Here is a 24661-nt window from a genome sequence, read left to right on the forward strand (position 1 = left end):
GGCCTGGCGGCCGGTCCCTCGTTTCCTTGCCCGCAGGGGGCGATTTTGCAATTGACCGTGGCGCTTATTTTTCCAGCGCCACCTTGTCATCGCGCCGCAGCGGCGCCTTCTGGCGGCGCAGTTTCGCCATGCCGCGCTTGAGCAGGTGCTCGAGGTCGTCGATGTAGGTGAACACGGCCGGCACCACCAGCAGGCTCAACAGGGTCGACGTGATCAGGCCGCCGATGACGGTAATGGCCATCGGGGAACGGAAGCTGGGGTCGGCGCCCCAGCCCAGCGCCAGCGGCATCATGCCGGCGCCCATGGCGATGGTCGTCATCAAAATCGGGCGGCTGCGCTTGTGGCAGGCGTCGACCAGCGCATCGAAGCGGTTCATGCCGGCCTGGCGCGCCAGGATCGCATAGTCGACCAGCAGGATCGAGTTCTTGGTGACGATCCCCATCAGCATGATCAGGCCGATCATCGAGGGCATCGACAGGGCGCTGCCCGTAATCAGGAGCGCCACGAAGGCGCCGCCGATCGACAGCGGCAGCGCCGCCAGGATGGTCACCGGCTGCATGAAGTCCTTGAACAGCAGCACCAGCACGCAGTAGATGCACAGCACGCCGATCAGCATGGCCAGGCCGAAGCTGGCGAACAGCGAGGCCATCTCCTGCGCGTCGCCCAGTTCGGCGATCTTCACGGACGGCGGCAAATTCTTCATCGACGGCAGCGCACGCGCCTCTTCATTCAGTTCGCCCAGGGTGCGCGAACCGAGTTCCACGTCGAGGGTCACGTTGCGGCTGCGGTTCAGGCGGTCGATCTGCGCCGGGCCGCTTTCCATCGTCACCGTGGCCACGTTCGCCAGGCGCACGGGGCCATTCTTGCCGGGCACGGTCAGGCGCTCGATGGCGGCCAGGTCGGCGCGCACGCTATTGGGCAGCTTGACGCGGATCGGTACTTGCCGCTCGGGCAGGTTCATTTTCGTCAGGTCCGTGTCGTAGTCGCCGGCCGTGGCCACGCGCACGGTTTCGCCGATGGCCGCCGCCGTCACGCCCAGGTCGGCCGCCTTGGCGAAATCGGGACGCACGATGATTTCCGGGCGCACCAGCGAGGCGCTGGAATTGACGTTGCCGATGCCCTTCAGGCTACGCAGTTCGCGCTCGACCTTTTGCGCCGCCGCCATCAGCGCCACCGGGTCTTCCGAGCGCAGCACCAGCTGCATCTTGACGCCCGTGTCGGGCGGTCCCACCGTGAAGCGGGCGCCGGGGATGGTATCGAGCTTCTGGCGCAGCTGCGTTTCCAGGTCCGCCATCGATTCCTTGCGCTCCGTGCGGTGCACGGTGGTCAGGGTCAGCACGGCGCGGCGCGCCTCGGCCGCGGCGCCGGGGGCGAAGGCGTCGCCGCTGGAGCCGCCGCCGATCGAACTGAAGACACCCTCGATGCCCGGCGTGCGCATGGCCGCATCGCGCGCCAGGGCCGCCACGGCCTGCGTTTCGCCCAGGGTGGAGCCGGGTGGCAGTTCCAGGTTGATCTGCGTCTGCGCACGGTCGGCGGCCGGCACGAAACCGGTCGGCAGCAGCGGCACGAGCGCGATGGCGCCGACAAAGAACAGGGCCGCGGCGATGGCCGTGATGCCGCGGTGGTTCAGGCACCAGCGCATGACCGTCAGGTAGCGCGTCATCAGCCAGCCATCCTGCTCTTCCTTGTGCGGCAGCGGTTTCAGGATGTAGGCCGCCATCATCGGCGTGAGCAACCGCGCCACCACCAGGGAGGCCAGCACGGCCAGCACGGCCGTCCAGCCGAACTGCTTGAAGAACAGGCCGGGAATGCCGCTCATGAAGGCCGTCGGCAGGAACACGGCCACCAGCGCGAAGGTGGTGGCGATGACCGCCATGCCGATTTCGTCGGCCGCCTCCATGGCCGCTTCCATCGGCGACTTGCCCATGCGCAGATGGCGCTCGATGTTTTCGATTTCCACGATGGCGTCGTCGACCAGCACGCCGACGACCAGGGCCAGCGACAGCAGGGTGACGGTATTGAGCGTGTAGCCGAACCAGTAGATGCCGAGGAAGGCGGGCATCACGGACAGGGGCAGGGCGGCGGCGGCCACCAGGGTGGCGCGCCAGTCGCGCAGGAACCACCACACCACCAGCACGGCCAGCAGCGCGCCTTCGTACAGCAGCTCCATCGAGCCGTCGAAGTTTTCCTCGACGGGGAAGGCATTGTCGATCGACTGCTGCAGCACCACGTTCGGGTTTTCCTTCTGCAGGTCGGCGATGGCGTCGCGCGCGCCCTTGGCGACAGCCACTTCGCTGGCGCCCTTGGTGCGGAACACTTCAAAGGCGACGACCGTCTTGCCATCCTGCTCGGCCAGTGCGCGCGGTTCGGCGATGGTGTCGCGCACGGTGGCGACCTGGTCCAGGCGCACATGGCGCCCGTCCGGCAGCGGCACTTCCACGCGCGACAGTTCATCGGCCGTTTTCACTGTGGCGATGGTGCGCACCGACTGCTCGGCGCCGCTGATGTCGCCCCTGCCGCCAGGCGCTTCGCGCTGCACCAGGCGCAGCTGGCGTGACACGTCGAGGGCCGACACTTTCAATGCGGCCATGCGCGCCTCGTCGAGTTCGACCTGGATCTCGCGGTAGACGCCGCCGACTCTGGTGACGGCGCCCACGCCGGGCACCGTCAAGAGGCGCTTGGCCACCGTATTGTCGACGAACCAGGACAGGTCGGGAGAGTCGAGCGGGTTGTCCACGCCCGGTTTCGCGGTGGCGATAAAGGTCAGCACGACCCTGCCGGCCGTGGAAGCCTTGGTGACGGTGGGGTCGCGCAGCTCGGCCGGCATGTCCGCCTTGACGCGGGCGACGGCGTCGCGCACATCGTTGACGGCTTCGGCGATCTGCTTTTCCAGGATGAATTCGACGGTCACCGTGACGACGCCATCGAGCACCTTGGTGTAGATGTTTTTCACGCCTTGCAGGGTGGCGACGGAATCTTCGATCTTGCGCGCCACTTCCGTTTCCAGCTGGGCCGGCGCGGCGCCGGGCAGCACCGCGCTGACGGTGACGATGGGCAGTTCGATGTCAGGGAAATCCTGCACCGGATTGGCCTTGTAGGCCAGCAGACCGGCCAAGGTCAGCAGCGCGAACAGCATGATGGCCGGGATCGGGTTCTTGATCGAGAGGGAGGAAAAATTCATGGCCTCTCCTTACTTTTTCGCTGCCGGTGCTACAGCAGCCTTGGGCGCTGCCGGAGCCTGTACATTGCGTACCAGGTCTCCGTCATTGAGGAAGCCGGCGCCGCTGACGACGATGGTGGTGTCGGCCGTGATGCCGCCAAGGATTTCGATGCGGTCGCTCAGGCGCCGTCCGGCCTGCACCTTGATCTGGCTGACCCGCTGGTCGGGATTGAGGCGGAAGACATAGCTGAAACCATCGCGCACGGCGATCGCCTGCTGTGGCACGGTCAGCGCGCCCGAGGTGCCGAGTTCGAATTCGCCGCTGGCGTACATGCCGGCCTTGAACGGCGCGTTGCTGCCCGTGCCTGCAGGCAGATCGACATACACGAGGGCGGAGCGCGTCTGCGGATCGACGGTAGGGGCGATCATGCGCACCTTGCCTGTCAAGACGCTGCCGTTGGCCGCCTTCACTTGCGCCAGGGTGCCCGGCTTCAGATTCAGCAGCTCGGTGGCCGTCACTTCGGCGCGCCATTCGAGGCGGCCCTGGCGGATCATGCGGAACAGTTCCGTGCCGGCGCCCACCACCGACCCCACGGTGGCCGAGCGCGAAGAGATGATGCCGCTGTCGGGTGCCACCACCTGCGTGTATTTCAGGCGCAGCTGCTGCGACGCCAGCTGCGCCTTGGCCGACGCGATGCGCGCGTTGGCCGTCTGTTCTGCCGTCAGGTACTGGCTGATCTGCTGCGCGCTGATGGCGCCCGTGCTTTGCAGCGAGCGGGCGCGCTGCGCGTTGGCGGCCGCTTCCGCCGCATTGGCTTGCGCTTCCAGCACGGCGGCCTTCGTTTGCGCCACGTCGGCGTTCACCGTGTCGTTCGAGAACACGGCCAGCACCTGGCCGGCGCGCACGACGTCGCCGACATTGACGCGCACGTCGGTCAGGCGTAAGCCGTTCGATTCGCTGCCGATGACGGCTTCCTGCCATGCGGCCACGTTGCCGTTGGCCTTCAGCTTGATGGGCAGGCTGGCCGTCTGCGGCTTGGCCGTGGTGACGGTGAGCGCCGGTTTTTGCGCCGCGTTTTTATCCTTGGCGTCGTCGGCCGCCGTGGAGGAAGGGGAGTACAGGGCCACGCCGGCGCCCAGCGCCACAACGAGGGCCGCAAAGGCGAGCGCCATCGGTTTCAAGGTCATTTTTTTCATGTTGTCGTATCCGTCAGGGGGCGTTGTTGGCGATGGCGCTGCTGGTCCAGCCGCCGCCGGCGGCGCGGTACAGCGCTACCCAGGCGGCGCTGCGTTCGCGCTCGAGGTTGACCACCGTGTTTTCGGCGGCCAGGCGCGTGCGGCGCGCGTCCTCCAGTTCGATCAGGCTGGCCAGGCCATTCTTGTAGCGGTCTTCCGTGGCGACAAACGACACGCGGTAGCCTTCCAGTGCCGTTTTCGCATGGCTGCTGCGCTCGTCCGTGCTGGCCAGGTTGACCAATGCTTCTTCCACTTCGCGCACGGCCTGGCGCACGCCGGCGCGGTATTTCACCACGGCTTCGTCGTAGCGCGCCGTGGCCGCATCGATCTGCGCGCGGCGCGTGCCGCCGTCGAAGATGGGCAGGCTGACGGCCAGCGGGCCGATGCTCCAGGTGCTGGCCGTGATGCTGGTGCCGCCGGCGCGGATATTGCCCTTGCCGATGGAGCCGGCCAGGCTCAGGCGCGGATAGCGCTGCGCCTGCGCGCCGCGCACTTCGAAGCTGGCGGCCGCCACTTCGCGTTCGGCGCTGTAGACATCGGGGCGCTGGCCCAGGGTTTGCGCCGGCAGTTCCGCGATCGCCACGGGCGAAGGCAGGATGGCGGGGCTGGCGGCCAGCTTCTCGCGCAGCGACGCTTCCGGCATGGCCGACAGGGCCACCAGCGCCTTGATATTCACGTCGCAGGCGGCCCGCTGTTCGATGGCGCGGCTGGCGCCTTCGGCGGCGCTGGCGCGGGCCAGCGCTGCATTGGCGGGCGGCTGGAGGCCGGCGCCGGCGCTCAGTTCCGTCAGGCGCGCCGAGTCGCGGCGCGAGACGGCATCCTGTTCGGACACGACTTGCAATTGCTGACAGGTGCGCAAGGCGTAGTACTGGTTCGCCACTTCGGCGGCCACCGAGACGCGCGCTTCATGCCAGAGCGCGCGGGCGCTGTCGTAGCGCTCCTGGGCCGCATCGCGCGTGGCGCGGTTGGCCCCAAACACATCGATTTCCCACGACGCCTGCAAGGCCGCCTGCGAGGTGGTGCCGCTGGGCTGGGCCGATTGCTGGCTGGTGCGTACCACGCTGCCTGTCGCGTCCAAGGTGGGCGCCAGCGCGGCGCCGCTGGCGATGCGGTCCGCGCGCGCCTGCACGATGCGCGTGCCGGCGGCGGCGATGGTCGGGCTGACCTGCTGCGCGTCATTGATCAATTCCACCAGCAGGCTGTCGCCCTGGCCCTGCCACCAGCTGGCCAGGTCCGTCAGCTTGCCGTTGTGCGGCAGCGGCGCCTGCCACTGCGCGGGCGCGCTGGCGGCAACCGCCGCGGGCGGCCCCTGCAGGGCGCAACCGCCCAGCGCCAGCACGATGCTGGCAGTCAGGACGCGTTGAACGGTGCATCGAATAGTCGTCATGCTGGTCCTTCTGCTTGTCGTTGAGGTGTAGAGGGTGAGGGGGGGATGGCCAGGCGCCGGCGCTCGACGTCGGCCATGGCCAGTGCGTAGTCGGTCAGGCGCGCCAGCCAGGTGTCGATGGCGTGCGGCGATTCCAGCAGTTGCGGGCGCAAGGTGTGCAGCACCTCGGTGCCCACCATGTGCTGCAGGGCCAGCGAGGCGATGGAAAACGCCAGCCGGTGCATGTCGTCGCTGTTGTCGGGCGCGCCCAGGTGGCGCGCCAGCACGCGCGTGAGCGCTTCGTGTTCGGGGCGGATGTTCTGGTCGATCTCGCGCGTCCACAGGCCCGTCGGTTCGAGCATTTCGCGGCACCACAGGCGCATGCAGTCGCGCGCGATGTCGCCCTGCTGCATGGGAGCGAGCAATTGCGCATAGAAGCCTTGCAGGCTTTGGCGCAAGGTGAAATGCGGTTGCTCGTACAGGGCGATATTGTCTTGCGGGTCCGCTGACTGCTGCGCAAAGGCGGCGCGGTACAGTCCCGCCTTGTCGCCAAAATAGTAGCTGATGGCGGCCGCGTTGGTGCCGGCCGCCTGCGCCAGCTCGCGCGTGGACGTCTTGGCGTAGCCTTGCTCGGCAAACAGGCGGATGGCGCTATGCAGCAGCCGCTCGCGCGACTGCTCGCCGTCGGAACGGGGCTTGCGCCCGTCGTCGGCATGGGAAGTGGGGATGGCGTTTTTTTCAATCATGCCGGGGATTTAATCATATATCTCAAACGATTGATATAACTAAGCCGGTTGATTTAGTTAAGAAAGGATGAAGATAATGAAAAACGCAGGCAAAAAAAAGCCCGCGGTTGTATTCGCGGGCTGAATCCAATGTTCGGAGAACGAATTGGAGGAGACAGTTCTACTATAGCGCTGAAAATGGTGCGGTGCAATACCGTAGAACTACTGTATCGGTCTCTTTTCGAGGGCCAAAAGCCCGTATTCCATGTTGCGGCGCACAGAAGCTCAGTCCTTGCTGCGCAGGGCCAAGGTAAACGTGCTGCCCGAGCCGTAGTCGCTGTTGAAGAACAGGGCGCCGCCGATGGCGTTGGCCAGGTTCTGGCACAGGTACAGGCCCAGTCCCGCGCCTTCCACGTGGCGCGTGGAGGTGGAATCGAGCTGCGAGAAGGCCTGGAACAGCTTGGCCTGGTCTTCTTCCTTGATGCCGGCGCCGCTGTCGGCGATGCTCATTTCCGTCACCAGCACGCCGTCTTCGTCGCGCTGGGCCAGGCTGATGCGCACCGTGCCCTGTTCCGTGAACTTGATGGCGTTGTTGAGCAGGTTGATGAGGATCTGTGTCAGTGCGCGGCGGTCCGTGTCGATGATGGCGGGAGATTGGCCCGGCTCGCCCAGTTCGAGTTCCAGCGCCAGGCCTTTTTGCTGGGCCAGGGGACGCAGGGTGTCGGCCACGTCGGCCATCAGTTCCTGGCAGTGCACGGGTTCGATCGACAGGGTCAGCTTGCCCGCCTCGATCTTGGCCACGTCGAGGATGTCGTTGATCAGCGAGAGCAGATGGCGCGCGCTGGCGCGGATGGTGTTCAGCTGCTTGTCCTGGTCCGACGTCAGGGGGCCGGGCAGTTTCATCAGCAGTGCGCCGGTGAAGCCGATGATGGCGTTGAGCGGCGTGCGCAGTTCATGCGACATGTTGGCGATGAAGGCGGACTTCATGCGGCTCGCTTCGGCCAGTTCCAGGTTTTTCAGGGCGATTTCGCGGTTGATGGTTTCCAGTTCGGCCGCATGGTGCGCCAGGCGCATGTTCAGCTCGATCACCTGGCGTTCGCGCGCCTGCAGTTCGCCGTTGACCTGCACCGCCTGTTCATACGTGGAGATCAGCAGGTCGAGGATTTGCTGGCGTTCCGCATTGATGAAATGCTTCTGGTCGCCCAGGTACAGGGCGATGCCGATTTCCACGTTCTGGTTCTTGCGCAGCTTCTGGTTCATCAGCATGTGGCTGATGCGGTTGAGCAGGTAGTCTTCCGCGTAGGGCTTGCGGATGAAATTGTCGGCACCGCACTCGATGCCGCGGATGATGTCCTTCGGATCGTTGAGCGAGGTGACGAGGATCACGGGGATGTCGCGCAGGGTCGGATCGGACTTGATGGCGCGGCACAGGTCGTAGCCATTCATTTCAGGCATGACGATATCGGACAGCACCAGGTGCGGCTTGCGCTCGCGGATGGCGGCCAGGGCCAGCTGGCCATTCGCAGCCACGCGCGCGTTGTAGTGCAGCGACTGGATCAGGCGGCGCAAGCGCTCCGCCTGGGTCGGGCTGTCCTCGACGATCAGGATCTCGATTTCGTCAGGCTTGATTTGGTTGTTGGAGTCCACAGACCTCTCCTAGGATTTCAGTGTGGTGATGCTGGGCGCCGTGAGCGCGCAATATCGACATCGTATGACTATATCGGATTTAGGTCTGCAAAAGTAACTTCCAAGTAACTATTTTGGCCACAGGCAATGCTGTGGCCGCCTGTCAGTTTTCGCCCTGGAACTGGCCTGCGCGATAGGTCAGCACGAGAGTGTCGCGGTGGCCATGCTCGCCGACGGGCTGGATCGGCGTCGATTCGTGGATGACGGCAGCGTCGTCGAGCAGCAGCAGCGACCACGGCTCGGTCAGGGTAAAACGCTTGCCGTTGGGGCCATCCGCTTCGAAGATGCGCGTCTCGCCGCCCTTGACCTGTTCCCGCCCGATCAGCAGGACGGCGACGAAATCGACGCCGTCGCGGTGTGCGCCTTCCGGCGTGGGGCGGCCGATGCCGTCGGTCGTATCGATGCGGAACTGGTGCGCTTCGATGAACCACGGCTGGCTGCCCTTGACTTGCGAGCAGACGTCACCGAGCGCGCGAATCAGCTGCTGCCAGGCCGCTTGCGCGACGATAGCCGCTTCGACCGGTTCGAACAGGCGGTGCATGCCGCCGTGCAGGGCGTTGTATTCCACCGGCTGCCAGTGCGGACGGTGCGCCGTCTGCGTCAGGCGCCCGCCATCCTGCACGAAGCACGAGTGGCGCCGGCGGCGATAGCGGCCGCCATCCTTCAGGTAATTGTCCAGCGCCAGGGTATTCCAGCTCCCTTCCAGCGCGCGCAACGCGTCCAGCGGGCAGCCGGCCAGCGCGGCCACGTCCTGCGGGCGCAGGACGGCATAGCCGTCATCGCGCAAGGCTTCCTTGACGTGGGACGGGTCGGTAAAGATCGGTGCGGAAGTGCTCATGGCGGTGCGGCCGCAACGCGGCCTGTCTCAGTTTATCCAGCCTGGCATTCTACGACTTCGCGGCGTTTCCTGTGCAGTCCGATAAGAATTATTCTTGTTTACTTAAAAATTCTTTACCAGGGTCAGGCGCAGCGAGCGCGATTCCACCGGATGGAAGTGGATGTCGTCGACGGGCTGCGCTTCGCCGGGCAGGCGCGAGGCATAGTAGTAGTCGATGGCCGAGTCGCGCCGGTTGGCCAGGTTGTAGCCTTCGACTTCCACGCGCAAGGTCTTGTCGATCTGGTAGGCGATACGCCCGTTCAAGCCCACGCTGGCCGACGAGCGCACGCTGTTGTCTTCCATCAGAGGGCGCGGGCCGAAGTAGCGCAGGCGCAAGGAGCCCGACCACGGCCCTGGCGGCGTCACTGTCAGGGCCAGCTGGGCCACGCCTTCGATGGCGCCGGGGATGAAGTCGCCCGCCGGGTCGCTGCCGCGCGAGCGCGCGCGCGCATACGCGAGGTCCAGGTCCAGCGACAGCCATCTGGCCGCCTTGTAGTAGCTGGAAAACTCGATGCCGTAGCGGCGGCTGGGGCGGCCCGCCTCGGTGGCGCCCGCGTCGCCGATGAACAGCAGTTCGGAATCGAAGTCCAGCCGGTACAGCGACAGCGACGTTTGCAGGCCGGCGATGGCGGCGCTGCGCAAGCCCAGTTCCAGTCCGCGCGAGCGCACCAGTGGCGTGACCTTGTCGGCCGCTTCGCCCGTCTTCGGGTCGACCGTGATCGTCGTGCCGCGCGCGTCGTTGCTGTGAAAACCATTGCCAATGTTGATATACGCTTCCGTATCGCGCCACGGTCCGGCGATCACGCTCAGGCTGGGGCTGAACAAATGGTCGCTGGCCTTGCCCGAATTGGCGGCGCGGTCGCTGCGCACGTCGAAGCGGTAGGCATCCGCGCGCAGGCCGGCCACGGTGCGCAGCCAGCGCGACCAGCGCGTGCTGTTTTCGCCATACACGCCGATGCTCGATTCGACGATATGGTCTTGCCGCGTGGTCGACATGGTCTGGCGCTGCCGCGTGTTGTACAGGCCATTGTGGATATTGTCGTTCTGTAGCTGCAGGCCGATGGTGGTGTCGCTGCTGCCCCTGTCCGTGTGGCGGTGCCAGGTGTGGCTGGCGTGGAGGCCGGCCGTCACGCGCCGGTCGGGCTGGGCGAACTGGTCGCCGTTATCGGGGTCGTCCATCGCATACGTAAAATTCGAGAACAGGGCCAGGCGGTTGGCGATCACATACGCGCTGACCCTGGACGACATGTCGTCCGTCGTCTGGCGCCAGGCGCCCGACAGGCTGTAGCGCTGGGCCTTGCCGCCGTCGCTGGCATCGACGGCGTCGAAGCGGCCCAGGGTGCCGTCCTGCACGGCGCGCAGCGGAATCTGGTTGGTGGCGTTCCAGCTGGCGTCATACGCCATGGCCGTGACGTTGAAGCCGTTGTTGGCATAGCCTTCGCTGTAGCGCAGCACGCCATTGAGCTTGCGGTAGCGGTCCGGCTGCGTGAACGGGCCGTCGTTGCGCTGCGCTTCGAGCGCGTACAGCAGGCTGCCGTCGCCCGCATCGAGCGTATCGGCCAGCAGGGCGCGGCGAAAACCGTTTTGTCCGACGCCCATGCTGGCGATGCCCTGCGTCAGGCGGTTCGCGTAGACGACGGACGCCGCGCCCGCCGAGGAAAAATCGCCTTGCGCCGCCGAATACGGCCCCTTTTTGTATTCGAGGCGCATGGCCAGTTCGGGGATCAGAAAGTTCAGGTCCGTCCAGCCCTGTCCGTGGCCATGGCTGCGCTGGTTGACGGGCATTTCGTCGACCGTGGTGCGCAAGTCCGTGCCATGATCGAGGTTGAAGCCGCGCAGGTAGAACTGGTTGGCCTTGCCTTCGCCGCTATGCTGGCTGACGATCAGTCCCGGCACGGCTTCGAGCAATTCGCCGGGCCGGTAGCTGGTGCGCGCATCGAGCTGCTGTTGCGTGACGCTGCCCGCGTTGGCCGAATCGGCCACGCCCAGCTGGTTCAGGCGCGAACCGTCGATCAGCACGCGCTGGAAGATGTCGTCGGCGTGGGCGGCGGTGGCTGAAAACAGGGCGGCGAGGAGCAGGGGAAGAGAGCGTGGCGTCATGGATGTCTGGGTGTGGCAGGGCTTAGCGGATCGGCAGTTCCGTGTTCTGGCGGTCGAAAATCAGCGTCTGGATGGTGCCGCTGTCCTGCACGTTGAGGGTATTGCGCTGGCTGGGCAGGAAGTCGATCAGCAACTGGTTATGGATGCGCGTGGCGGGGGCCAGGCGCGTGCGTTCGATCTCCTGGAAGATGACCACGTTGTCGGCGTTGACCTTCATGCCGACCCAGTTCAGGCGCAAGCGTTTGCCGTCCGGCCCCACCAGGTAAAACTGTTTTTCGACATAGCGGCGCAGCGCCGCTTCGCTGTCTTCCTGGCCCAGGTCGAACTGGCGCTGGTACAGGTTCGTCAGCAGCGCCTCGACGTCGTGGCCCGTGTAGGTGTGCACCACTTCCGTGCTGCCGCTGGCCGCGTTGTAGCTGATGTCGGCGATACCCATGTGGAAATTATGGGCGCCGGCCGCCATGCTGGCGCAGGCCAGCAAGGCGGCGCCCAGCGCGCGCCAGCGCTTCATGCCTCGTCGCCCTTGGACGAGCCGCCGTTCTGGCCTTTCAGCGGCGTATGGAAATCGCGCATCAGGTTATCCTTGGGCGACTTCTCGCTCTTGAACAGCTCCAGGCGCGATGGCGTGATCTTGCGCGGCCAGCTGTTGTTGCTCGTGTCGATGTCGGCCGTTTCCCAGTACGGGTCCTGCACCAGGCCCACCATCGGCTCGTCCGTGATGACGACCTTGGTGATTTTCTTCGGCGAGTAGCGCCACACTTCGGCCGGCACGCGCTCGACGTATTTCTTGCCGCTTTTCAGTTCGATCTCGAGGATCAGGGGCATGACCATGCCGCCCACGTTCGACAGGTCGACCAGGTACAGGTGCTTGCCCTGTTTCAGCAAGTCTTTTTCCCACGGTTCCAGTGCGGCCAGCGCTTCGGCGTAGGCGTTGCGGTCTTTGTTGGTCACTGTGAAATCGTCGTGCTGATTATAGAAATCCTTGAGCTCAGGATGCGCATCGACGCGGCGCGGCATGCCCTTGTTGGCGCGGCTCGTGACGGATTCCGGCTGGGCCTCTTTCTGCGCCTTTTTCCACGCTTTTTCCGTTGCCGGATCTTTCGAGCTCACGCCGTATTCGCTGATGCCGTCGATGCTGATGTCGACCGGCTCGGTCGTATAGAACCAGCCGCGCCAGAACCAGTCCAGGTCCGTGCCGGACGCGTCTTCCATGGTGCGGAAAAAGTCGGCCGGCGTGGGACGCTTGAACTTCCAGCGTTGCGCATATTCCTTGAACGCGTAGTCGAACAGTTCGCGCCCGAGGATGGTCTCGCGCAGGATGTTCAGGCCCGCCGCCGGCTTGGCGTAGGCGTTGTTACCGAACTGCAGCAGGGACTCTGAATTGGTCATGATGGGCACCTGGTCGCGGCTACGCATGTAGTCGACGATCTCGCGCGGTTCACCCCGTGAGGCCGGATAGTTTTCTTCCCACGCCTGCTGCGCCAGGTATTGCACGAAGGTGTTGAGGCCTTCGTCCATCCATGTCCACTGGCGCTCGTCCGAGTTGATGATCATCGGGTAGTAGTTGTGGCCCACCTCGTGGATGATCACGCCGATCAGGCCATACTTGGTGCGCTTCGAGTAGGTCAGCTCGCCCGTCTTCTTGTCTTTCACCGGACGGGGGCCGTTGAACGAGATCATCGGATACTCCATGCCGCCCACGGGGCCGTTGACGGAAATGGCCGTCGGGTACGGATAGTCGATGCTGTACTTGTTGTACTGCTCGATCGTGTGCACGATGGCTTGCGTGCTGTATTTTTCCCACAGCGGATTGCCCTCCTTCGGATAGTAGGACATGGCCATCACATCGCTGCCGCCCTTCTTGTAGCTCTGCGCATCCCAGATGAACTTGCGGCTCGAGGCCCAGGCGAAGTCTCGCACGTTGGCCGCCTTGAAGTGCCACGTCTTTTGCGCGCGGCTGACGGATTTCTCGGCCGCTTCCGCTTCCTTTTGCGTGACGATGACGACAGGCTTGTCGCTGCCGCGCGCTTTTTCCAGGCGCTCGCGCTGCGCGGACGACAGCACGTCCTGCGGGTTTTGCAGCTGGCCCGTGGAGGCGACGATATGGTCGGCAGGCACCGTCAGCTGCACGTCGTAGTCGCCGAACTCCAGCGTGAATTCGCCCGAGCCGAGGAACTGCTTGTGCTGCCAGCCGGCCGCGTCGTAATAGGCCGCCATGCGGGGGAACCACTGCGCCACTTCGAACAGGGCGTTCTTGTCGTCGAAGACTTCATAGCCGGCGCGCCCGCCCAGCACCTTCTGTTCGTTGATGCGGTAATCCCAGTCGACCTGGAAGACGAAATCCTGGCCCGGTTTCAAGGGCTGCGGCAGGTCGATGCGCATCATGGTGCGGTTGACAACGTACTTGAGGGGCTGGCCATCGGCGCTTTTCAATGCGCGGATATTGAAGCCGCCCTGGAAGTCGCCGCGCGCGAGGATGCCGCGCAAGCCTTCGAATTTCATCGTGTCTTCGCCCGCCGTCTTGGCCCACGCCTGGCGCGAGGGCGCCGTGGCCATGCGGCGCGCGTCGGAATCGGGCTTGTAGATATTCTGGTCCAGCTGCACCCACAGGTAGCCGAGCGTGTCGGGCGACTGGTTGTGATAAGTGATGGTGCCGCTGCCGGCGATTTCGCGTTTGGCTTCATCGAGGGTGGCGCGGATCGTGTAGTCGGCGCGCTGCTGCCAGTAGGCGTGGCCTGGCGCGCCGGAGGCGGTGCGGTAGGTATTCGGGGTCGGCAGCACTTCTTCGAGCTGGCGGAACTTGTCGTCGAATGGCTCGGCGGCAAAGGCCGATACGGTAAAGCACAGAGCCAGCGAAGCGACGGAGCCGAAAGGTATGCGCATGATCACCCTGATGTTGTTGTAAGGAAATAGTGGCAACTATTCTATACGCAGGGTGGGGCCATCCATGTATCGATTTGTAATAAAGAAAGGCGGATTTCGCGCCAGCTTTTGCGTGGCGCTGTCAGGGCGATGCTTTGCCTGATTTTGCTCGGAAAAGCGGTGCTTTCACTCACTTTTCATCAGGCTGTCGCGCAACTGGTTCAGTTGTTGTTTCATGTCCACAACCTGCTCCACGCTGCAGTGGCTGGCCGCCAGGATGGCCTCTGGCAGCAGGGCCGCCTCGTGGCGCAGCTGGTCGCCCTGCGGCGTGAGGGAGATGATGACCTGGCGCTCGTCGCTGGCGGCGCGCGTGCGCGTGAGCAAGCCCGATTGCTCCATGCGCTTGAGCAAGGGCGTCAGGGTGGCCGAGTCGAGGAACAGGCGCTCGCCCACTTCCGACACCGTCAAGCCGTCGCGCTCCCACAACACCATCATCACCAGGTATTGCGAATAGGTGAGGCCGAGCTTGCGCAGCAGCTTGCGGTACAGCTTGTTCATGGCAAGCGAGGTCGAGTACAGCGCAAAGCATAGCTGGCCGTCCAGGCGCGGCACCTGGTGCAAGGGGTTGGGAGCGGTAGTGGTATCCATGGGTACAGTATATATAGTGCGCTACTTAGTTGCAAGCGACCTCAATGCCGCCAGCGCCTGCGCATCGAGCCTGAGCGCGCCGGCCGCGACGTTTTCGCGCAGATGCGCCACCGATGAAGTGCCGGGAATGACCAGCATGTTCGGCGCGCGCTGCAGCAGCCAGGCCAGCGCCACCTGCATCGGCGTGGCTTGCATGGCGGCCGCCACCTGGTTCAAGGTATCGGACTGCAGCGGCGAAAAGCCGCCGAGGGGGAAGAAGGGCACATAGGCGATGCCTTGCGCGGCCAGGGAGTCGATCAGCGCATCGTCCGCGCGGTGCGCCAGATTGTAGTGGTTCTGCACGCAGACGATGGGGCTGATGCGCTGTGCCTCGGCCACCTGGGCCGCATCGACATTGGACAGGCCGATATGGCGCACCAGGCCTTCGCGCTGCAGCTGCACCAAGGTGTCCAGCGGCCCGGCAAGCGACGAGCCGTCCGGGCCGGCCATGCCCGGTGCGCGCAGGTTGACCACGTCGAGCACGTCCAGGCCCAGATTGCGCAGGTTGTCGTGCACGGCGTCGCGCAGCTGCTGTGGCGATGCGGCAGGCAGCCAGGACTGGTCGGCGCCGCGCATGAAGCCGATCTTGGTGACGATGGTCAAGCCGTCGTGGTAGGGATGCAGCGCTTCGCGGATGATCTGGTTGGTGACGTGCGGGCCGTAAAAATCCGACGTGTCGATATGGTTGACGCCCAGTTCGATGGCCTCGCGCAGCACGGCGACGGCGGCGGTGCGGTCTTTCGGCGGTCCCCAGACGTGCGGGCCGGCCAGTTGCATGGCGCCGTAGCCGAGGCGGTTGAATACGATGTCGCAATGGGCGGGCGTGAATTGGTCGCGGGCGGGGGAAGGCGTGTGCATGGCAGCTCCTGTGTGGTGGTCGAGTAAGGGAGCAGCCATCGTAAGGCCGATTGCGCTGTATGATAATCGGGTCAATCCGGCACAGGCTGTACTCATTTACGCACAATGAAAGCGCTACTCATGCATGCAGACAACCCTTCCATGGCCGATCTGGCCGCCTTTGCCCTGGTGGCCCGGCACCACGGTTTTCGCCAGGCCGCGCGGGCCAGCGGGCAGTCCGCGTCCGCCATGAGCGAAGCGCTGCGGCGGCTGGAACAGCAGCTGGGCATCCGCCTGCTGGAACGCACGACGCGCAGCGTGACGCCGACGGCGGCCGGTGCGCTGCTGCTGACGCGTTTGCGCCCGGCGCTCGATGAAGTGAGCAGCGCGCTCGATGTGCTGAACGACTTGCGCGACAGCCCGCGCGGCACCTTGCGCCTGAACGTGCCGGTCAACGCGGCGCGCTTCTTTTTGCAGCCCATGGTCGACCAGTTCTTGCGCGCCTATCCGCAGATCAGGGTCGAGCTGGTGGTCGATAATAATTTTGTCGATGTCGTCGCCAGCGGCTGCGACGCGGGCATCCGCTATGGCGAGCGGCTGGAGCAGGACATGATCGCCATCCCCATCGGCCCGCGCACGCAGCGCTTCGCGGTGGCGGGCTCACCGTCCTACCTGGCGCAGCGCGGCGTGCCCGTGCATCCGCGCGACCTGCTGCGGCATGCCTGCCTGCTGGGGAAATTCCTCAGTGGCGCGGTTCCACCGTGGGAGTTCGAGCGGGACGGGCAAAAGGTCAGTGTGGAGCCGGACGGCCCCGTGATCGTCACGCCGACGGCGGCTGATTTTGCGGTCAGCATGGCCATCGCCGGCCATGGCCTCGTCTATCTGTTTGAAGAGTGGCTGCAGCCATATATCGATGCGGGTCAGCTGCAGCCCGTGCTGGAAGACTGGGCGATGCCCTTTCCCGGCCCGTTTTTATACTATGCGGGCCGGCGCCATTTGCCAGCGCCGCTGCGTACCTTCATCGATTTCGTGCAGGCCAATTTTGCGCAGTTTCCTTAATCCGTCGGATAGCGCTGGCGTAAAAGCTGCAGCATCGCGACATTCTGCTCCCACGCGTCGCTCACGGGCTGCTGCGTCCAGGGCAAGGTTTGCGTGTACGGCGCGGGGCCGAATTCCGGCGTGAACGTCATGCGCTCGGCGCCGGCCGCGCGGCGCAGGGCGACGATGGCGTCCCACCAGGCCAGGTGGGCGTCGAGCGCAGGTTTCGCTTCCGGTGCGCGGAAGTCGGCTACTTGCGGACCCTGCGCATGGCCCACGCGCGCGTGCACGTGGCGCACCAGCGGCAGCACTTGCGCCAGCGTGTGCGGCTGGTCTTCCAGCAGCGATTCGCAGGCGCAGCACCAGTGCGACAGGTCGGCCGTCAAGGGCAGATCGGGATACTGCTGCAGATACGGCAGCAGCAGCATCGGGTGGCCGCTGAAACGGCTGCGGTGGATTTCATGCACGATGGGCACGCCGTGCCTGGCCGAGATGGCGGCGGCCAGGTCGAGCAGTTCTGCGTTTTGTGCCTGCGTATAAAAATCCTTGCCCGTGTGCGTGTTGACCAGCACGGGGCGCGCCAGGCAGGCGTTTTCCAGCAGTTCGGCGAGAGCGGCGCGGTGCAGCTCGAAGTCGCTGTGGAACACGGTTTCCCACTGCGCGGCGATCAGTTGCAGTCCCGCCTTGGCGATGCGGTCCGTCCATTCCTCGCGCAGGGCGGCGTCCAGCGGCAGCGACATCTCGATGCCATCGAAGCCGGCATCGAGCACCTTGTCGATGAAGACGTCGGGCGGCAGCGCGTTATTGCCCCAGTGGGCGGCGAAGACGTCGATGCGCATCAGACGAAGCCCCGCACGGGGAAGGAGTCGTCGCGCTGTATCCAGTTGTGGGCCGCGTACTGTGTCCGGCCGTCGGTGGCGTGCAAGGTGTAGGCGTGGCGCGACACGGGCGAGCGGTTCGGCGCGCTGTAGTGGGGCAGCAAGCCGTGGAAGCAGACGAGGGCGCCCGCCTTCACTTCCAGCGGCACGGCCGTGCTGTCGTCGGGCCACGGCGTGGCGTCGAGTTTTTCCACTCTTACCTGGTCGCCGTTGCGGATGAAGCGTTCGCGCAAGGGGCCGCAGTGGCCGCCCGGTTCCGCCCACAGGCAGCCGTTGTCCAGGGTGGCGTCTTCCAGCGCGAACCAGAACGTGGTCACGCTGATGGGCGTGGTCTCGAAATACGTGGCGTCCTGGTGCCAGCGCACTTCGCCGCCGATGCCGGGCTGCTTGAAGATGTACATCGATTGCCACACCTGCGCATCCGCCAGGCCCAGGTCGCGCGCCACTTGGGCCAGTTTCGGATCGGCCGAAAAAGCGCGGAAGACGGGGTCCAGATCGTGCATGGCATGGCCGATCTTGTTGATCGACAGCGATTTCGCCTGTTTCAACTGGCCGTCCGGACCGAACGCTTCTTCCTCGAAGAAGCAGCGGATGGTGTTGTCGGACGCGAGGAAATAATCGTTGGTGTTCTTTGCCTGGTCGCGCGTGGTGAAGATGGATTGACTCTGGCTGGGATCGAATTCGTTGACAATCTGCTCGGCGCGCGCGCGCAGGGCGGCGATGTCGTCCGCACCCTTGAAACCGGGCAGGATGATGTAGCCGTCGCGTTGATACTGTTCTTGTTGTTCGATCGTTAGCATGGCGGCGGCTCCTGAAGTCAGTGGAAAGCGCCATTGTAGGATGGGCGAGGGCGGCAAACAATCGCCCAGCGGTTGACAGATTGTCGCCAAAACGCAGACAATCTTTGACATGGATCAATTAAAAGCGATGGAAATCTTTGTCGAGGTGGCGCGCCAGCGCAGCTTCACGCTGGCCGGGCAGCGCCTGGGCCTGACGCGGGCCATGGTCAGCAAGACCATCATGCAGCTGGAAGAACGCCTGCATGCGCGCCTGCTGCACCGCTCCACGCGCGAAGTGAGTCTGACGGACGCGGGCCGCGCCTACCTGGCGCCGTGCATGGCCACCGTCAGCCAGGCGCAGGAAGCGGCGCGCATGGTGGCGCACGTGGCGCAGGCGGGAGCGGGAGCGGAGCTGGCCGGGCCGCTGCGCATCCAGGCGCCGTCGAGTTTCGGCAGCGCGTGGCTGGCCGATGCCGTCGCCCGTTTCAGCCTGCTGCACCCGCAGGTGCAGGCCGAGTTGTTTGTCGACGATGCGCTGCTCGACCCGATACGCCACGGATTTGACTTGACGATACGCGTGGGAGGTATCCCGGACAGCAGCGCGCTGGCCATGCGGCCGCTGGCGCCGTGCCGCGCCGTGCTGTGCGCCAGCCCCGCCTACCTGGCGCAATGGGGCGTGCCGCATACGCCGCAAGAGCTGTTGCGGCACCAGTGCCTGCATTTCAGCCACCTGACCGATGGCACGAACTGGCATTTCCAGCGTGGAGAGGGAGCGTCGCGCGAAGACGTGAGCGTGCGCGTGCAGGCGGGTTTTACAGCGAATAACGGGCTGGTGCTGCACCAGGCGGCGCAGCGGGGTCTCGGCATCGTCTACAGCACCACCTTCCTCGCCTGGCGTAATCTGCTCGATGGCAGTCTGGTGCCAGTGCTGACGGACTGGGAGCTGCCGCTCAATCACCTGAGCGCCCTGTATCCGGCCAGCCGCCAGCCGTCGCCCAAGGTGCGCGCGCTGATCGATTTCCTCGTGGCCGAATACCAGCCCGTGCCGCCATGGGACCGCGAGCTGGAAGCGGCGGGTTTTTTTAACTGAAGGCGACCGGCTCCACCGTCCACGCGCCATCGGCGTACACGCGCTCGTCGTCCAGATAAACTGCTTCGGTGACGGCGAAGATATCGACGTGGTAGCGCGCATCCTTGCGCTTGAATTGCGGTTTCGTGTAGACGCCGTGCTTGGCGCCCAGCGACAGATGGATGCCGCACATGCGTTCATACGTGCCGATGTCGTTGACCAGCTGTTCGCGCGAAAAGGCGCGGTTCATGCCGAAGCCCAGTTCGCGCACCCACACTTCGCCTTCGTGCGCGCGGATGATCTCCAGCATGGCGGTAAATTCCGGCGTGGCGTTTTCCGTCCCCGTCACTCTGCCCTTGTCGATAATCAGCGTGATCGGCGTGTCGGGGCGGTTGACCATGAAGTGCGTGTCGCCAAAAACAAAGATGCGCACGCGCCCGTTCACGGCTTCCAGGTCCTGCGCTTCCGTGAATACTTCGCCCAGCGGGAACTGGCCGCCGATATTGTTCATGCCGCTGTAGTCGCCGATATTGAGCTTGGCGCCCTCGAATGGCGAGGCGAACACGAGCTGTTCGCCGCCGCTGTCGACCATGCCGTGGCGGGCCGTGTCGATGCGCGCTTTCAAGGCGTGGCCGACGCCGCGATAGTAGGCGGGGTCGTAGGCCAGCGAGGCGATGTAGTGCAGTCCCTGCACGCCGGGCATGCGCGACAGGTGCACGTGCTCGATCACTTTCAGGCCCCGTTTGAACAGCTCGATGCGGATGCGGAACGCTTCCAGGCGGAAGCTGGTCGACTGTATCAGCACGACGAGGCTGCCAGCCGGCAGTTCGGCAAACGCGGCCAGCACGGCGTCGGGCGTGACCTCGTCGAAATCGATGAAGGTGGCGTCCGGCAAGGCCTGGCGATACGCTTCCGTCAGCACGACGTTGAGCCAGCTGCGTTTGTCGCAGACGATCAGGGACGGTTCGTCCGGGCGGTGGCAGATGGCCATGGCCAGCAGGTCGGCCACGTTTTGCGCGGCCACTTCGGTGGCGGCGGCGCTGATGGCGTCGAGCCGGCTGGTGTCATTCTCGGGAAGCGTCATGGTGCGAAGGTGGGGACGTGAAGTAAACACGGCATTATAAGGCGATTGCTGCGGGTGCCGCCATTCGCCATCGGGCGTAGGGCCGCTTGCCTGTGGCGCGGGTGATCTTGTGTAGTGCCACACGGCAATGTATTATTGATAAACCGCTTGACGGCGAGCTTGGACAGAGCGGGAAGCAGCGGTAGAGCCCGTTTGCGCCCGGCGCGGTTCCACAGAATCATATCAATACAACAGGCTGACAAGCCAGAATTAAGAGTGTGATGCGATGAGCATAATCGGACAAGATATTCCCATGGAGCGGCCGGATACGGATGGGCGCGCCGCCGTCTTCGTTCCCGTCACGGGCGTCAAGGAAGATGTCCTGTTGACCATACGCAAGGGTGCGGCCATCGTCGGCTTTGCCAACCACGACCGCACCATCACCGTGTATTTTGAAAGCAACCGCTTTGACGACCCCGTGCTGGCCAAGTGGGAGCACAAGGCGCGCAAGGCCTACGACCGCCTGGTTGACAATGCGCCCACCGTGTCGAAACTGACCACCAGCCCCGCCAATTTCGAGCAGATCGGCTATATCAATGGCAAGGGCATCACGATTCGCCGCATGGAAAGTCTGCAACGCTGGCTTGCGTATTCGGATGCGATGGATACTTGCCCGGCGACGGATATTATTCCGCGCACCCTCATTGCCAAGGCTGAAAGCGTCAAGGTGTAGGTGTGCATACGGGAGCCAACAATGTTGTCGGATTACGCGGGGCTTTGCCCCGCTAATCCGACCTACTCGACCTACGCCTGACCTCGCTTCTTACTACACCACGACGATATTCGCCTGCGCCTTGAGCGGGCAGGGCAGGGTGTCGTCGAAGGTGATTTCGATGGCGCTGGCGACGAACATGCCGCCGATGTGCTGGGCGGCGATTTCGGGCGGCGTGCCGGGCTTGGTCAGGTTGACGTCCTGGGCGAAGACGAAGACTCGCCACGTGCCATAGACCTTTTGATCATATTGCAGCAGGGTGCGGTAAGCGCGCTTCAAGTCCAGGCTGCCTGCGTAGACGCCATCGTTGGCGCCCGGGTCGAAGCCCAGGCCGTCGTCGGTCAGCGATTCGACGAAATACAGGCCTTGCGGCGCCTGGAACAGCACGAAGGCATACAGTTCCGTGCCGCGGAAGACATTGCCATTGTCGCGCTTGAAGCTGGCGCGTATCCACAGCGGTTCGTAGGCCTGCACGACGGCGGGCGTATCCGTTTCCACGGGCCCCGCCACGTGGATGTTGACTTGCGTTTCGGTGACGGCATGCTGGTAGGTGGCGCCCGTCGTGAAACGCTGATATTCCCAGCTGATGTCGGCCGTGTAGGGCAAGCCCGCGTTCGGCGCTTCCGGCAACACCCATTTCGCTACCACGCGCTCGGCCAGGGTCAGTTCGCCGGCGGCCGGTGGTGTTGCTTCCTGGCCACGCCAGAACGGGTCCGCGATATCGGAGCAGGCGACGGCGATGGCGCCCGAGGCGATGGCCGAAGCCACGCCCGCCACCGTGAATTCGGGCTGGCCCGAGCCGGCCCCCTCGAGTGAGCAGCAATCGACGCTGGGATCGGTTTCCTCGAAGGTGCCGCCCACGCTGAAGCTGGCCTTGCCCGAACCGAGCGCGGCGGCAATGATGGCCACCAATGCGGCGATGATGGCAATGATGATGGCGAGCACTTTCCACCACGGGTCGGAAAACGGCAAGTCTCCGTGCGTGCCCGCATAAGCGGGGTTCGGCGTCCAGACGAGGGTCATGCCGGTCGGCACGATGGGACCCAGGCCGGGCGGGCAGCGGCACTCCTTCCCATCCGTGCCCGTGCTGCCCCAGCGCTTGCCCGGCAGGTGGCCTTGCGGTTTGGACAGTTCCAGCGTGCCTTCCTCGACCGTGCACGTGTAGGTGTTGGTGGCGCTGTCGAAGCGCGTCTGCGACACGAAGATTTGCTGGATCGAGCGGTGCGGCGTGTGGCCGTCCGCCTTGGCGACAAAGCTGACCAGGCGCTTGCCGGGCGCCGCATGCTGGAAGTCGGCATCCCACATGACCAGCATGGCCGCGCCGGCGGGAATGCTGGCAAAGAAAAAGGTGTGCGCCACGGGCACGATGCCGGGGTCGCCCACGCTTTCCAGGTACACGGTGACATTCGTCAGGGCGCTGCCGGACATATTGGTGACGTGGGCGGCGATGCGCAAGCCATAGATGGCATTGTCGAAGATGCCATCGGGCAGCATGATATTGGTGACGGGCTCGATCGCGAACGGCCGCGTCAGCACCTGCAGGGGGGTATCGCTCATGATGCTTGCTCCTCGGGGCTGTGCTGTTCTTGCGCGGGCTCTTGAGCTTGCTCGTTCTCGAGATCGGTGACGACATACGTAACGCCACCCATGACCTTGCCGTCGCGCGTTTCCAGCACGCGCAGCAGCGCATACTGGCGTGGCGGCAAGGCTTCGGCGCGCACGCTCAGGTACACGGCCTGCGCCTGGCCGCGCGGCACTTCCAGCACCAGCTTTTGCTCGCCGGGCGCATCGCCATTGCAATGGGGCGTGCGCACCAGGCCCGCTACCAGGCGTGCGTCCCTGGCCGGCTGCCACCGCTCCAGCCCCAGGGTGGCCAGCAGGCGCTCGGGCAGCTCGCCGCCATATTCAATCTGCAGCTCCACTTTTTTCGTCGCACGGGGCAGGGCCGCCACCGCGATGCTCAGCAATTGCGCGCGTCTTGCCGCCAGCACCACGGTGACATTGCGCTGGGCGATCTGCTCGTGCTGCTTGGGCTGAAAGGGAAAGCCGTTGGGCAGGGGATCGGGCAGCGGGTTGACGTCGCCCGGGCCATGGGCCACGGCCAGCAGGCATTCGTGGCCGCCATTGACGATGACGGGGATCCACGGCACCAGACACAGCACTTCCTGCGTGGCGCCGGGCGGCAAGTCCGCAAACGCGGAACCGACCTGCGTGGCGGCGCCGACGGCGATCTGGCCGGAAGGATCGGCCCAGTAAAAATCCACGCGCACGCCGTTCGAGGCGCTGTTGCCCGTGTTGTGCACGCGGCCCCACAGGTAATTGCTGGTGCCGGCGATGGGCGCACCCGGCGGGCCATTCGGATCAGTGCCCGGCACGACCCAGATATCGGCGCTGTCCCACCAGGGCTGGCCGTCTTCGATGATCAGGTGGGCTGGCATGGCGTTCTCCTTGTCCTTGGCCGGTGCTTCCAGCTTAGGCCGCGGCGGCCGATGCTTTTTGATCGGTATCAAGGCTGTGGAACACGGTGCGGGTGCGCCGTTGTGATGCTTGCGTAAGGTAATATTGCGGCAGAACGCAGTGGAATGACTCCAGGAAAAGGTTGGAATGTGCTTGAAACAGTGAATGACGTTTGCATCAACGCCGCGTGCGGCCAACCCTTGCCGCTGCGCGTGGCGCATTGCCCGTTTTGCGGCGCGCGCCAGGTGGCGCAAGCGCCTGTTCTGGAGAAGGCAGTGGCGCCGCCCCCGGTGCCCGTAGCTCCGCCCATTCCCATGCCGCAGCCCGCGCCGCAGCCCGCTGCCGCGCCTGCTCCCAAGCCTGTCCCTCCAGTACCCTTGCCGCCAGCGCCTGCCGCGCCGGTCAAGGCGCCGCCCGCCAAGCCTGCCGGCAAGGGTTCGGTGCCGCCGCCGCGCCCGCCCGTGCGCTTGCGCACATGGATTGCGGCGGCGGTGGTGCTGACCGGTATCTGGTTTTATAACAAGCCCGCCGACAAGCCGGCCAGCGTGGCGGAACAGGTCGAGGCCGCCACTGCGCTGGCGGCGCAGTGCGACCTCGATGGGGCGCGCAGCGCGCTGGCCGTGCTGAAAAGCGCCAAGGCGCCCGCCGCCCACATCAAGCGCTTGCAGGCGAGCATTACCAAGTCCGCCGCTACTTGCGAGAAGCAACAGCAGCGGGCGCAGGCGTGGACGGCGCTGCAGGACAGCGTCAAGCAGGCGCTCGATGCGGGCAAGCCGGATCTGGCCGCCACGCGCCTGGCCATCTACGTGAAACGCTGGGGCGACGATCCCGACACCCTGGAACTCGACGCCAAGGTGAAAGTGGCGCAAGCGAGCGCCCAGCTCGACCTGGCCGACGCTTGCCTGGCCAGGGGCGACCGCGTCTGCCTGGAAAACAGCCTGATCGCCGCCGAGCGCTACAAGCGGCCGGAACTGGCGGCGCGCACGCAGGCGCTGCGCACGGCGCTGTCGCAATTGCTCGAACGCTCGCTGCTCGATGCGTCACCGGGCCAGTAGCGCCAACAGGTAAA

Annotated in this window: 20 protein-coding genes; 4 read left to right on the forward strand and 16 right to left on the reverse strand. The window is 65.0% G+C overall.

Annotation, left to right across the window (positions count from 1 at the left end; all coding sequences use genetic code 11):
- Positions 1-64: 64 nt before the first annotated feature.
- From JAB6_RS03385 to JAB6_RS03435, 11 genes are all read right to left on the reverse strand, one after another.
- Positions 65-3181: an efflux RND transporter permease subunit gene (locus JAB6_RS03385; RefSeq protein ID WP_070301362.1), complete on the reverse strand. Its 3117-nt coding sequence runs from the start codon at positions 3179-3181 to the stop codon at positions 65-67.
- 9 nt (positions 3182-3190) lie between these two features.
- Positions 3191-4357 carry an efflux RND transporter periplasmic adaptor subunit gene (locus tag JAB6_RS03390; RefSeq protein WP_070301363.1) on the reverse strand — a complete coding sequence of 389 codons (1167 nt, stop codon included), beginning with the start codon at positions 4355-4357 and terminating at the stop codon, positions 3191-3193.
- Between the two features lie 13 nt (positions 4358-4370).
- Positions 4371-5783 (reverse strand): efflux transporter outer membrane subunit, encoded by a 1413-nt coding sequence (locus JAB6_RS03395; protein WP_254671442.1) that lies wholly within the window; start codon positions 5781-5783, stop codon positions 4371-4373.
- Entirely contained in the window at positions 5780-6508 is a 729-nt protein-coding gene (locus tag JAB6_RS03400) for a CerR family C-terminal domain-containing protein (protein ID WP_070301364.1), read from the reverse strand. The genes JAB6_RS03395 and JAB6_RS03400 overlap by 4 nt, the downstream gene beginning before the upstream one ends.
- A 264-nt stretch (positions 6509-6772) precedes the next feature.
- Entirely contained in the window at positions 6773-8134 is a 1362-nt protein-coding gene (locus tag JAB6_RS03405) for a hybrid sensor histidine kinase/response regulator (RefSeq protein WP_070301365.1), read from the reverse strand.
- A gap of 142 nt (positions 8135-8276) precedes the next feature.
- Entirely contained in the window at positions 8277-9011 is a 735-nt protein-coding gene (locus JAB6_RS03410; RefSeq protein ID WP_070301366.1) for a 2OG-Fe dioxygenase family protein, read from the reverse strand.
- A 102-nt stretch (positions 9012-9113) separates the two neighbouring features.
- Entirely contained in the window at positions 9114-11150 is a 2037-nt protein-coding gene (locus JAB6_RS03415; protein ID WP_070301367.1) for a TonB-dependent receptor, read from the reverse strand.
- A 22-nt stretch (positions 11151-11172) separates the two neighbouring features.
- Positions 11173-11661, reverse strand: coding sequence for a DUF6702 family protein (locus JAB6_RS03420; protein ID WP_070301368.1), 489 nt, complete (start codon positions 11659-11661; stop codon positions 11173-11175).
- Entirely contained in the window at positions 11658-14033 is a 2376-nt protein-coding gene (locus JAB6_RS03425) for a M1 family metallopeptidase (RefSeq protein ID WP_070301369.1), read from the reverse strand. Before JAB6_RS03425 ends, JAB6_RS03420 begins: the two co-directional genes overlap by 4 nt.
- 165 nt (positions 14034-14198) lie before the next feature.
- Entirely contained in the window at positions 14199-14660 is a 462-nt protein-coding gene (locus tag JAB6_RS03430) for a MarR family winged helix-turn-helix transcriptional regulator (RefSeq protein ID WP_070301370.1), read from the reverse strand.
- 21 nt (positions 14661-14681) lie between these two features.
- Entirely contained in the window at positions 14682-15557 is an 876-nt protein-coding gene (locus JAB6_RS03435; protein WP_083292501.1) for an aldo/keto reductase family oxidoreductase, read from the reverse strand.
- A gap of 120 nt (positions 15558-15677) precedes the next feature.
- On the opposite strand from JAB6_RS03435, the gene JAB6_RS03440 reads away from it, so the two are divergent.
- The gene (locus JAB6_RS03440; protein WP_070301371.1) at positions 15678-16595 is read left to right on the forward strand and encodes a LysR family transcriptional regulator; all 918 of its coding nucleotides are present in this window, start codon (positions 15678-15680) and stop codon (positions 16593-16595) included.
- Here the strand turns inward: JAB6_RS03440 and JAB6_RS03445 are convergent.
- Both JAB6_RS03445 and JAB6_RS03450 read right to left on the reverse strand, forming a co-directional pair.
- Positions 16592-17413, reverse strand: coding sequence for a sugar phosphate isomerase/epimerase (locus JAB6_RS03445; RefSeq protein WP_070301372.1), 822 nt, complete (start codon positions 17411-17413; stop codon positions 16592-16594). The genes JAB6_RS03440 and JAB6_RS03445 overlap by 4 nt on opposite strands.
- Entirely contained in the window at positions 17413-18252 is an 840-nt protein-coding gene (locus tag JAB6_RS03450; RefSeq protein ID WP_070301373.1) for a phytanoyl-CoA dioxygenase family protein, read from the reverse strand. The genes JAB6_RS03445 and JAB6_RS03450 overlap by 1 nt, the downstream gene beginning before the upstream one ends.
- Before the next feature lie 109 nt (positions 18253-18361).
- Here JAB6_RS03450 and JAB6_RS03455 point away from each other — a divergent pair, with 109 nt between their 5' ends.
- Complete coding sequence (locus tag JAB6_RS03455) at positions 18362-19321, forward strand: LysR family transcriptional regulator (protein WP_254671444.1); 960 nt, start codon at positions 18362-18364, stop codon at positions 19319-19321.
- Here the strand turns inward: JAB6_RS03455 and JAB6_RS03460 are convergent.
- Positions 19314-20384, reverse strand: a complete 1071-nt coding sequence (locus JAB6_RS03460) for a hypothetical protein (protein WP_070301375.1) — start codon at positions 20382-20384, stop codon at positions 19314-19316. The two genes, JAB6_RS03455 and JAB6_RS03460, sit on opposite strands and share 8 nt — an antisense overlap.
- A 265-nt stretch (positions 20385-20649) precedes the next feature.
- On the opposite strand from JAB6_RS03460, the gene JAB6_RS03465 reads away from it, so the two are divergent.
- Positions 20650-21096: a hypothetical protein gene (locus JAB6_RS03465; protein ID WP_070301376.1), complete on the forward strand. Its 447-nt coding sequence runs from the start codon at positions 20650-20652 to the stop codon at positions 21094-21096.
- 93 nt (positions 21097-21189) lie between these two features.
- Here the strand turns inward: JAB6_RS03465 and JAB6_RS03470 are convergent, their stop codons facing one another.
- Both JAB6_RS03470 and JAB6_RS03475 read right to left on the reverse strand, forming a co-directional pair.
- The gene (locus JAB6_RS03470) at positions 21190-22692 is read right to left on the reverse strand and encodes a hypothetical protein (protein WP_034747262.1); all 1503 of its coding nucleotides are present in this window, start codon (positions 22690-22692) and stop codon (positions 21190-21192) included.
- The gene (locus JAB6_RS03475; RefSeq protein WP_070301377.1) at positions 22689-23573 is read right to left on the reverse strand and encodes a hypothetical protein; all 885 of its coding nucleotides are present in this window, start codon (positions 23571-23573) and stop codon (positions 22689-22691) included. Before JAB6_RS03475 ends, JAB6_RS03470 begins: the two co-directional genes overlap by 4 nt.
- A gap of 168 nt (positions 23574-23741) precedes the next feature.
- On the opposite strand from JAB6_RS03475, the gene JAB6_RS29235 reads away from it, so the two are divergent.
- Positions 23742-24647: a hypothetical protein gene (locus tag JAB6_RS29235; RefSeq protein WP_175444478.1), complete on the forward strand. Its 906-nt coding sequence runs from the start codon at positions 23742-23744 to the stop codon at positions 24645-24647.
- Positions 24648-24661: the final 14 nt, after the last annotated feature.

It is taken from the genome of Janthinobacterium sp. HH104 (genome assembly GCF_001758715.1).
Classification (GTDB): Bacteria; Pseudomonadota; Gammaproteobacteria; order Burkholderiales; family Burkholderiaceae_D; genus Janthinobacterium; species Janthinobacterium aestuarii.

Coding starts and splice junctions, on each gene's coding strand:
- JAB6_RS03385 (WP_070301362.1), bottom strand. CDS start 3,181: ATGAATTTTTCCTCCCTCTCGATCAAGAACCCGATCCCGGCCATCATG.
- JAB6_RS03470 (WP_034747262.1), bottom strand. CDS start 22,692: ATGAGCGATACCCCCCTGCAGGTGCTGACGCGGCCGTTCGCGATCGAG.
- JAB6_RS03475 (WP_070301377.1), bottom strand. CDS start 23,573: ATGCCAGCCCACCTGATCATCGAAGACGGCCAGCCCTGGTGGGACAGC.
- JAB6_RS03465 (WP_070301376.1), top strand. CDS start 20,650: ATGAGCATAATCGGACAAGATATTCCCATGGAGCGGCCGGATACGGAT.
- JAB6_RS03420 (WP_070301368.1), bottom strand. CDS start 11,661: ATGAAGCGCTGGCGCGCGCTGGGCGCCGCCTTGCTGGCCTGCGCCAGC.
- JAB6_RS03425 (WP_070301369.1), bottom strand. CDS start 14,033: ATGCGCATACCTTTCGGCTCCGTCGCTTCGCTGGCTCTGTGCTTTACC.
- JAB6_RS03450 (WP_070301373.1), bottom strand. CDS start 18,252: ATGCTAACGATCGAACAACAAGAACAGTATCAACGCGACGGCTACATC.
- JAB6_RS03410 (WP_070301366.1), bottom strand. CDS start 9,011: ATGAGCACTTCCGCACCGATCTTTACCGACCCGTCCCACGTCAAGGAA.
- JAB6_RS03460 (WP_070301375.1), bottom strand. CDS start 20,384: ATGACGCTTCCCGAGAATGACACCAGCCGGCTCGACGCCATCAGCGCC.
- JAB6_RS03390 (WP_070301363.1), bottom strand. CDS start 4,357: ATGAAAAAAATGACCTTGAAACCGATGGCGCTCGCCTTTGCGGCCCTC.
- JAB6_RS03395 (WP_254671442.1), bottom strand. CDS start 5,783: ATGACGACTATTCGATGCACCGTTCAACGCGTCCTGACTGCCAGCATC.
- JAB6_RS03445 (WP_070301372.1), bottom strand. CDS start 17,413: ATGCGCATCGACGTCTTCGCCGCCCACTGGGGCAATAACGCGCTGCCG.
- JAB6_RS03415 (WP_070301367.1), bottom strand. CDS start 11,150: ATGACGCCACGCTCTCTTCCCCTGCTCCTCGCCGCCCTGTTTTCAGCC.
- JAB6_RS03430 (WP_070301370.1), bottom strand. CDS start 14,660: ATGGATACCACTACCGCTCCCAACCCCTTGCACCAGGTGCCGCGCCTG.
- JAB6_RS03455 (WP_254671444.1), top strand. CDS start 18,362: ATGGATCAATTAAAAGCGATGGAAATCTTTGTCGAGGTGGCGCGCCAG.
- JAB6_RS03400 (WP_070301364.1), bottom strand. CDS start 6,508: ATGATTGAAAAAAACGCCATCCCCACTTCCCATGCCGACGACGGGCGC.
- JAB6_RS03435 (WP_083292501.1), bottom strand. CDS start 15,557: ATGCACACGCCTTCCCCCGCCCGCGACCAATTCACGCCCGCCCATTGC.
- JAB6_RS03440 (WP_070301371.1), top strand. CDS start 15,678: ATGCATGCAGACAACCCTTCCATGGCCGATCTGGCCGCCTTTGCCCTG.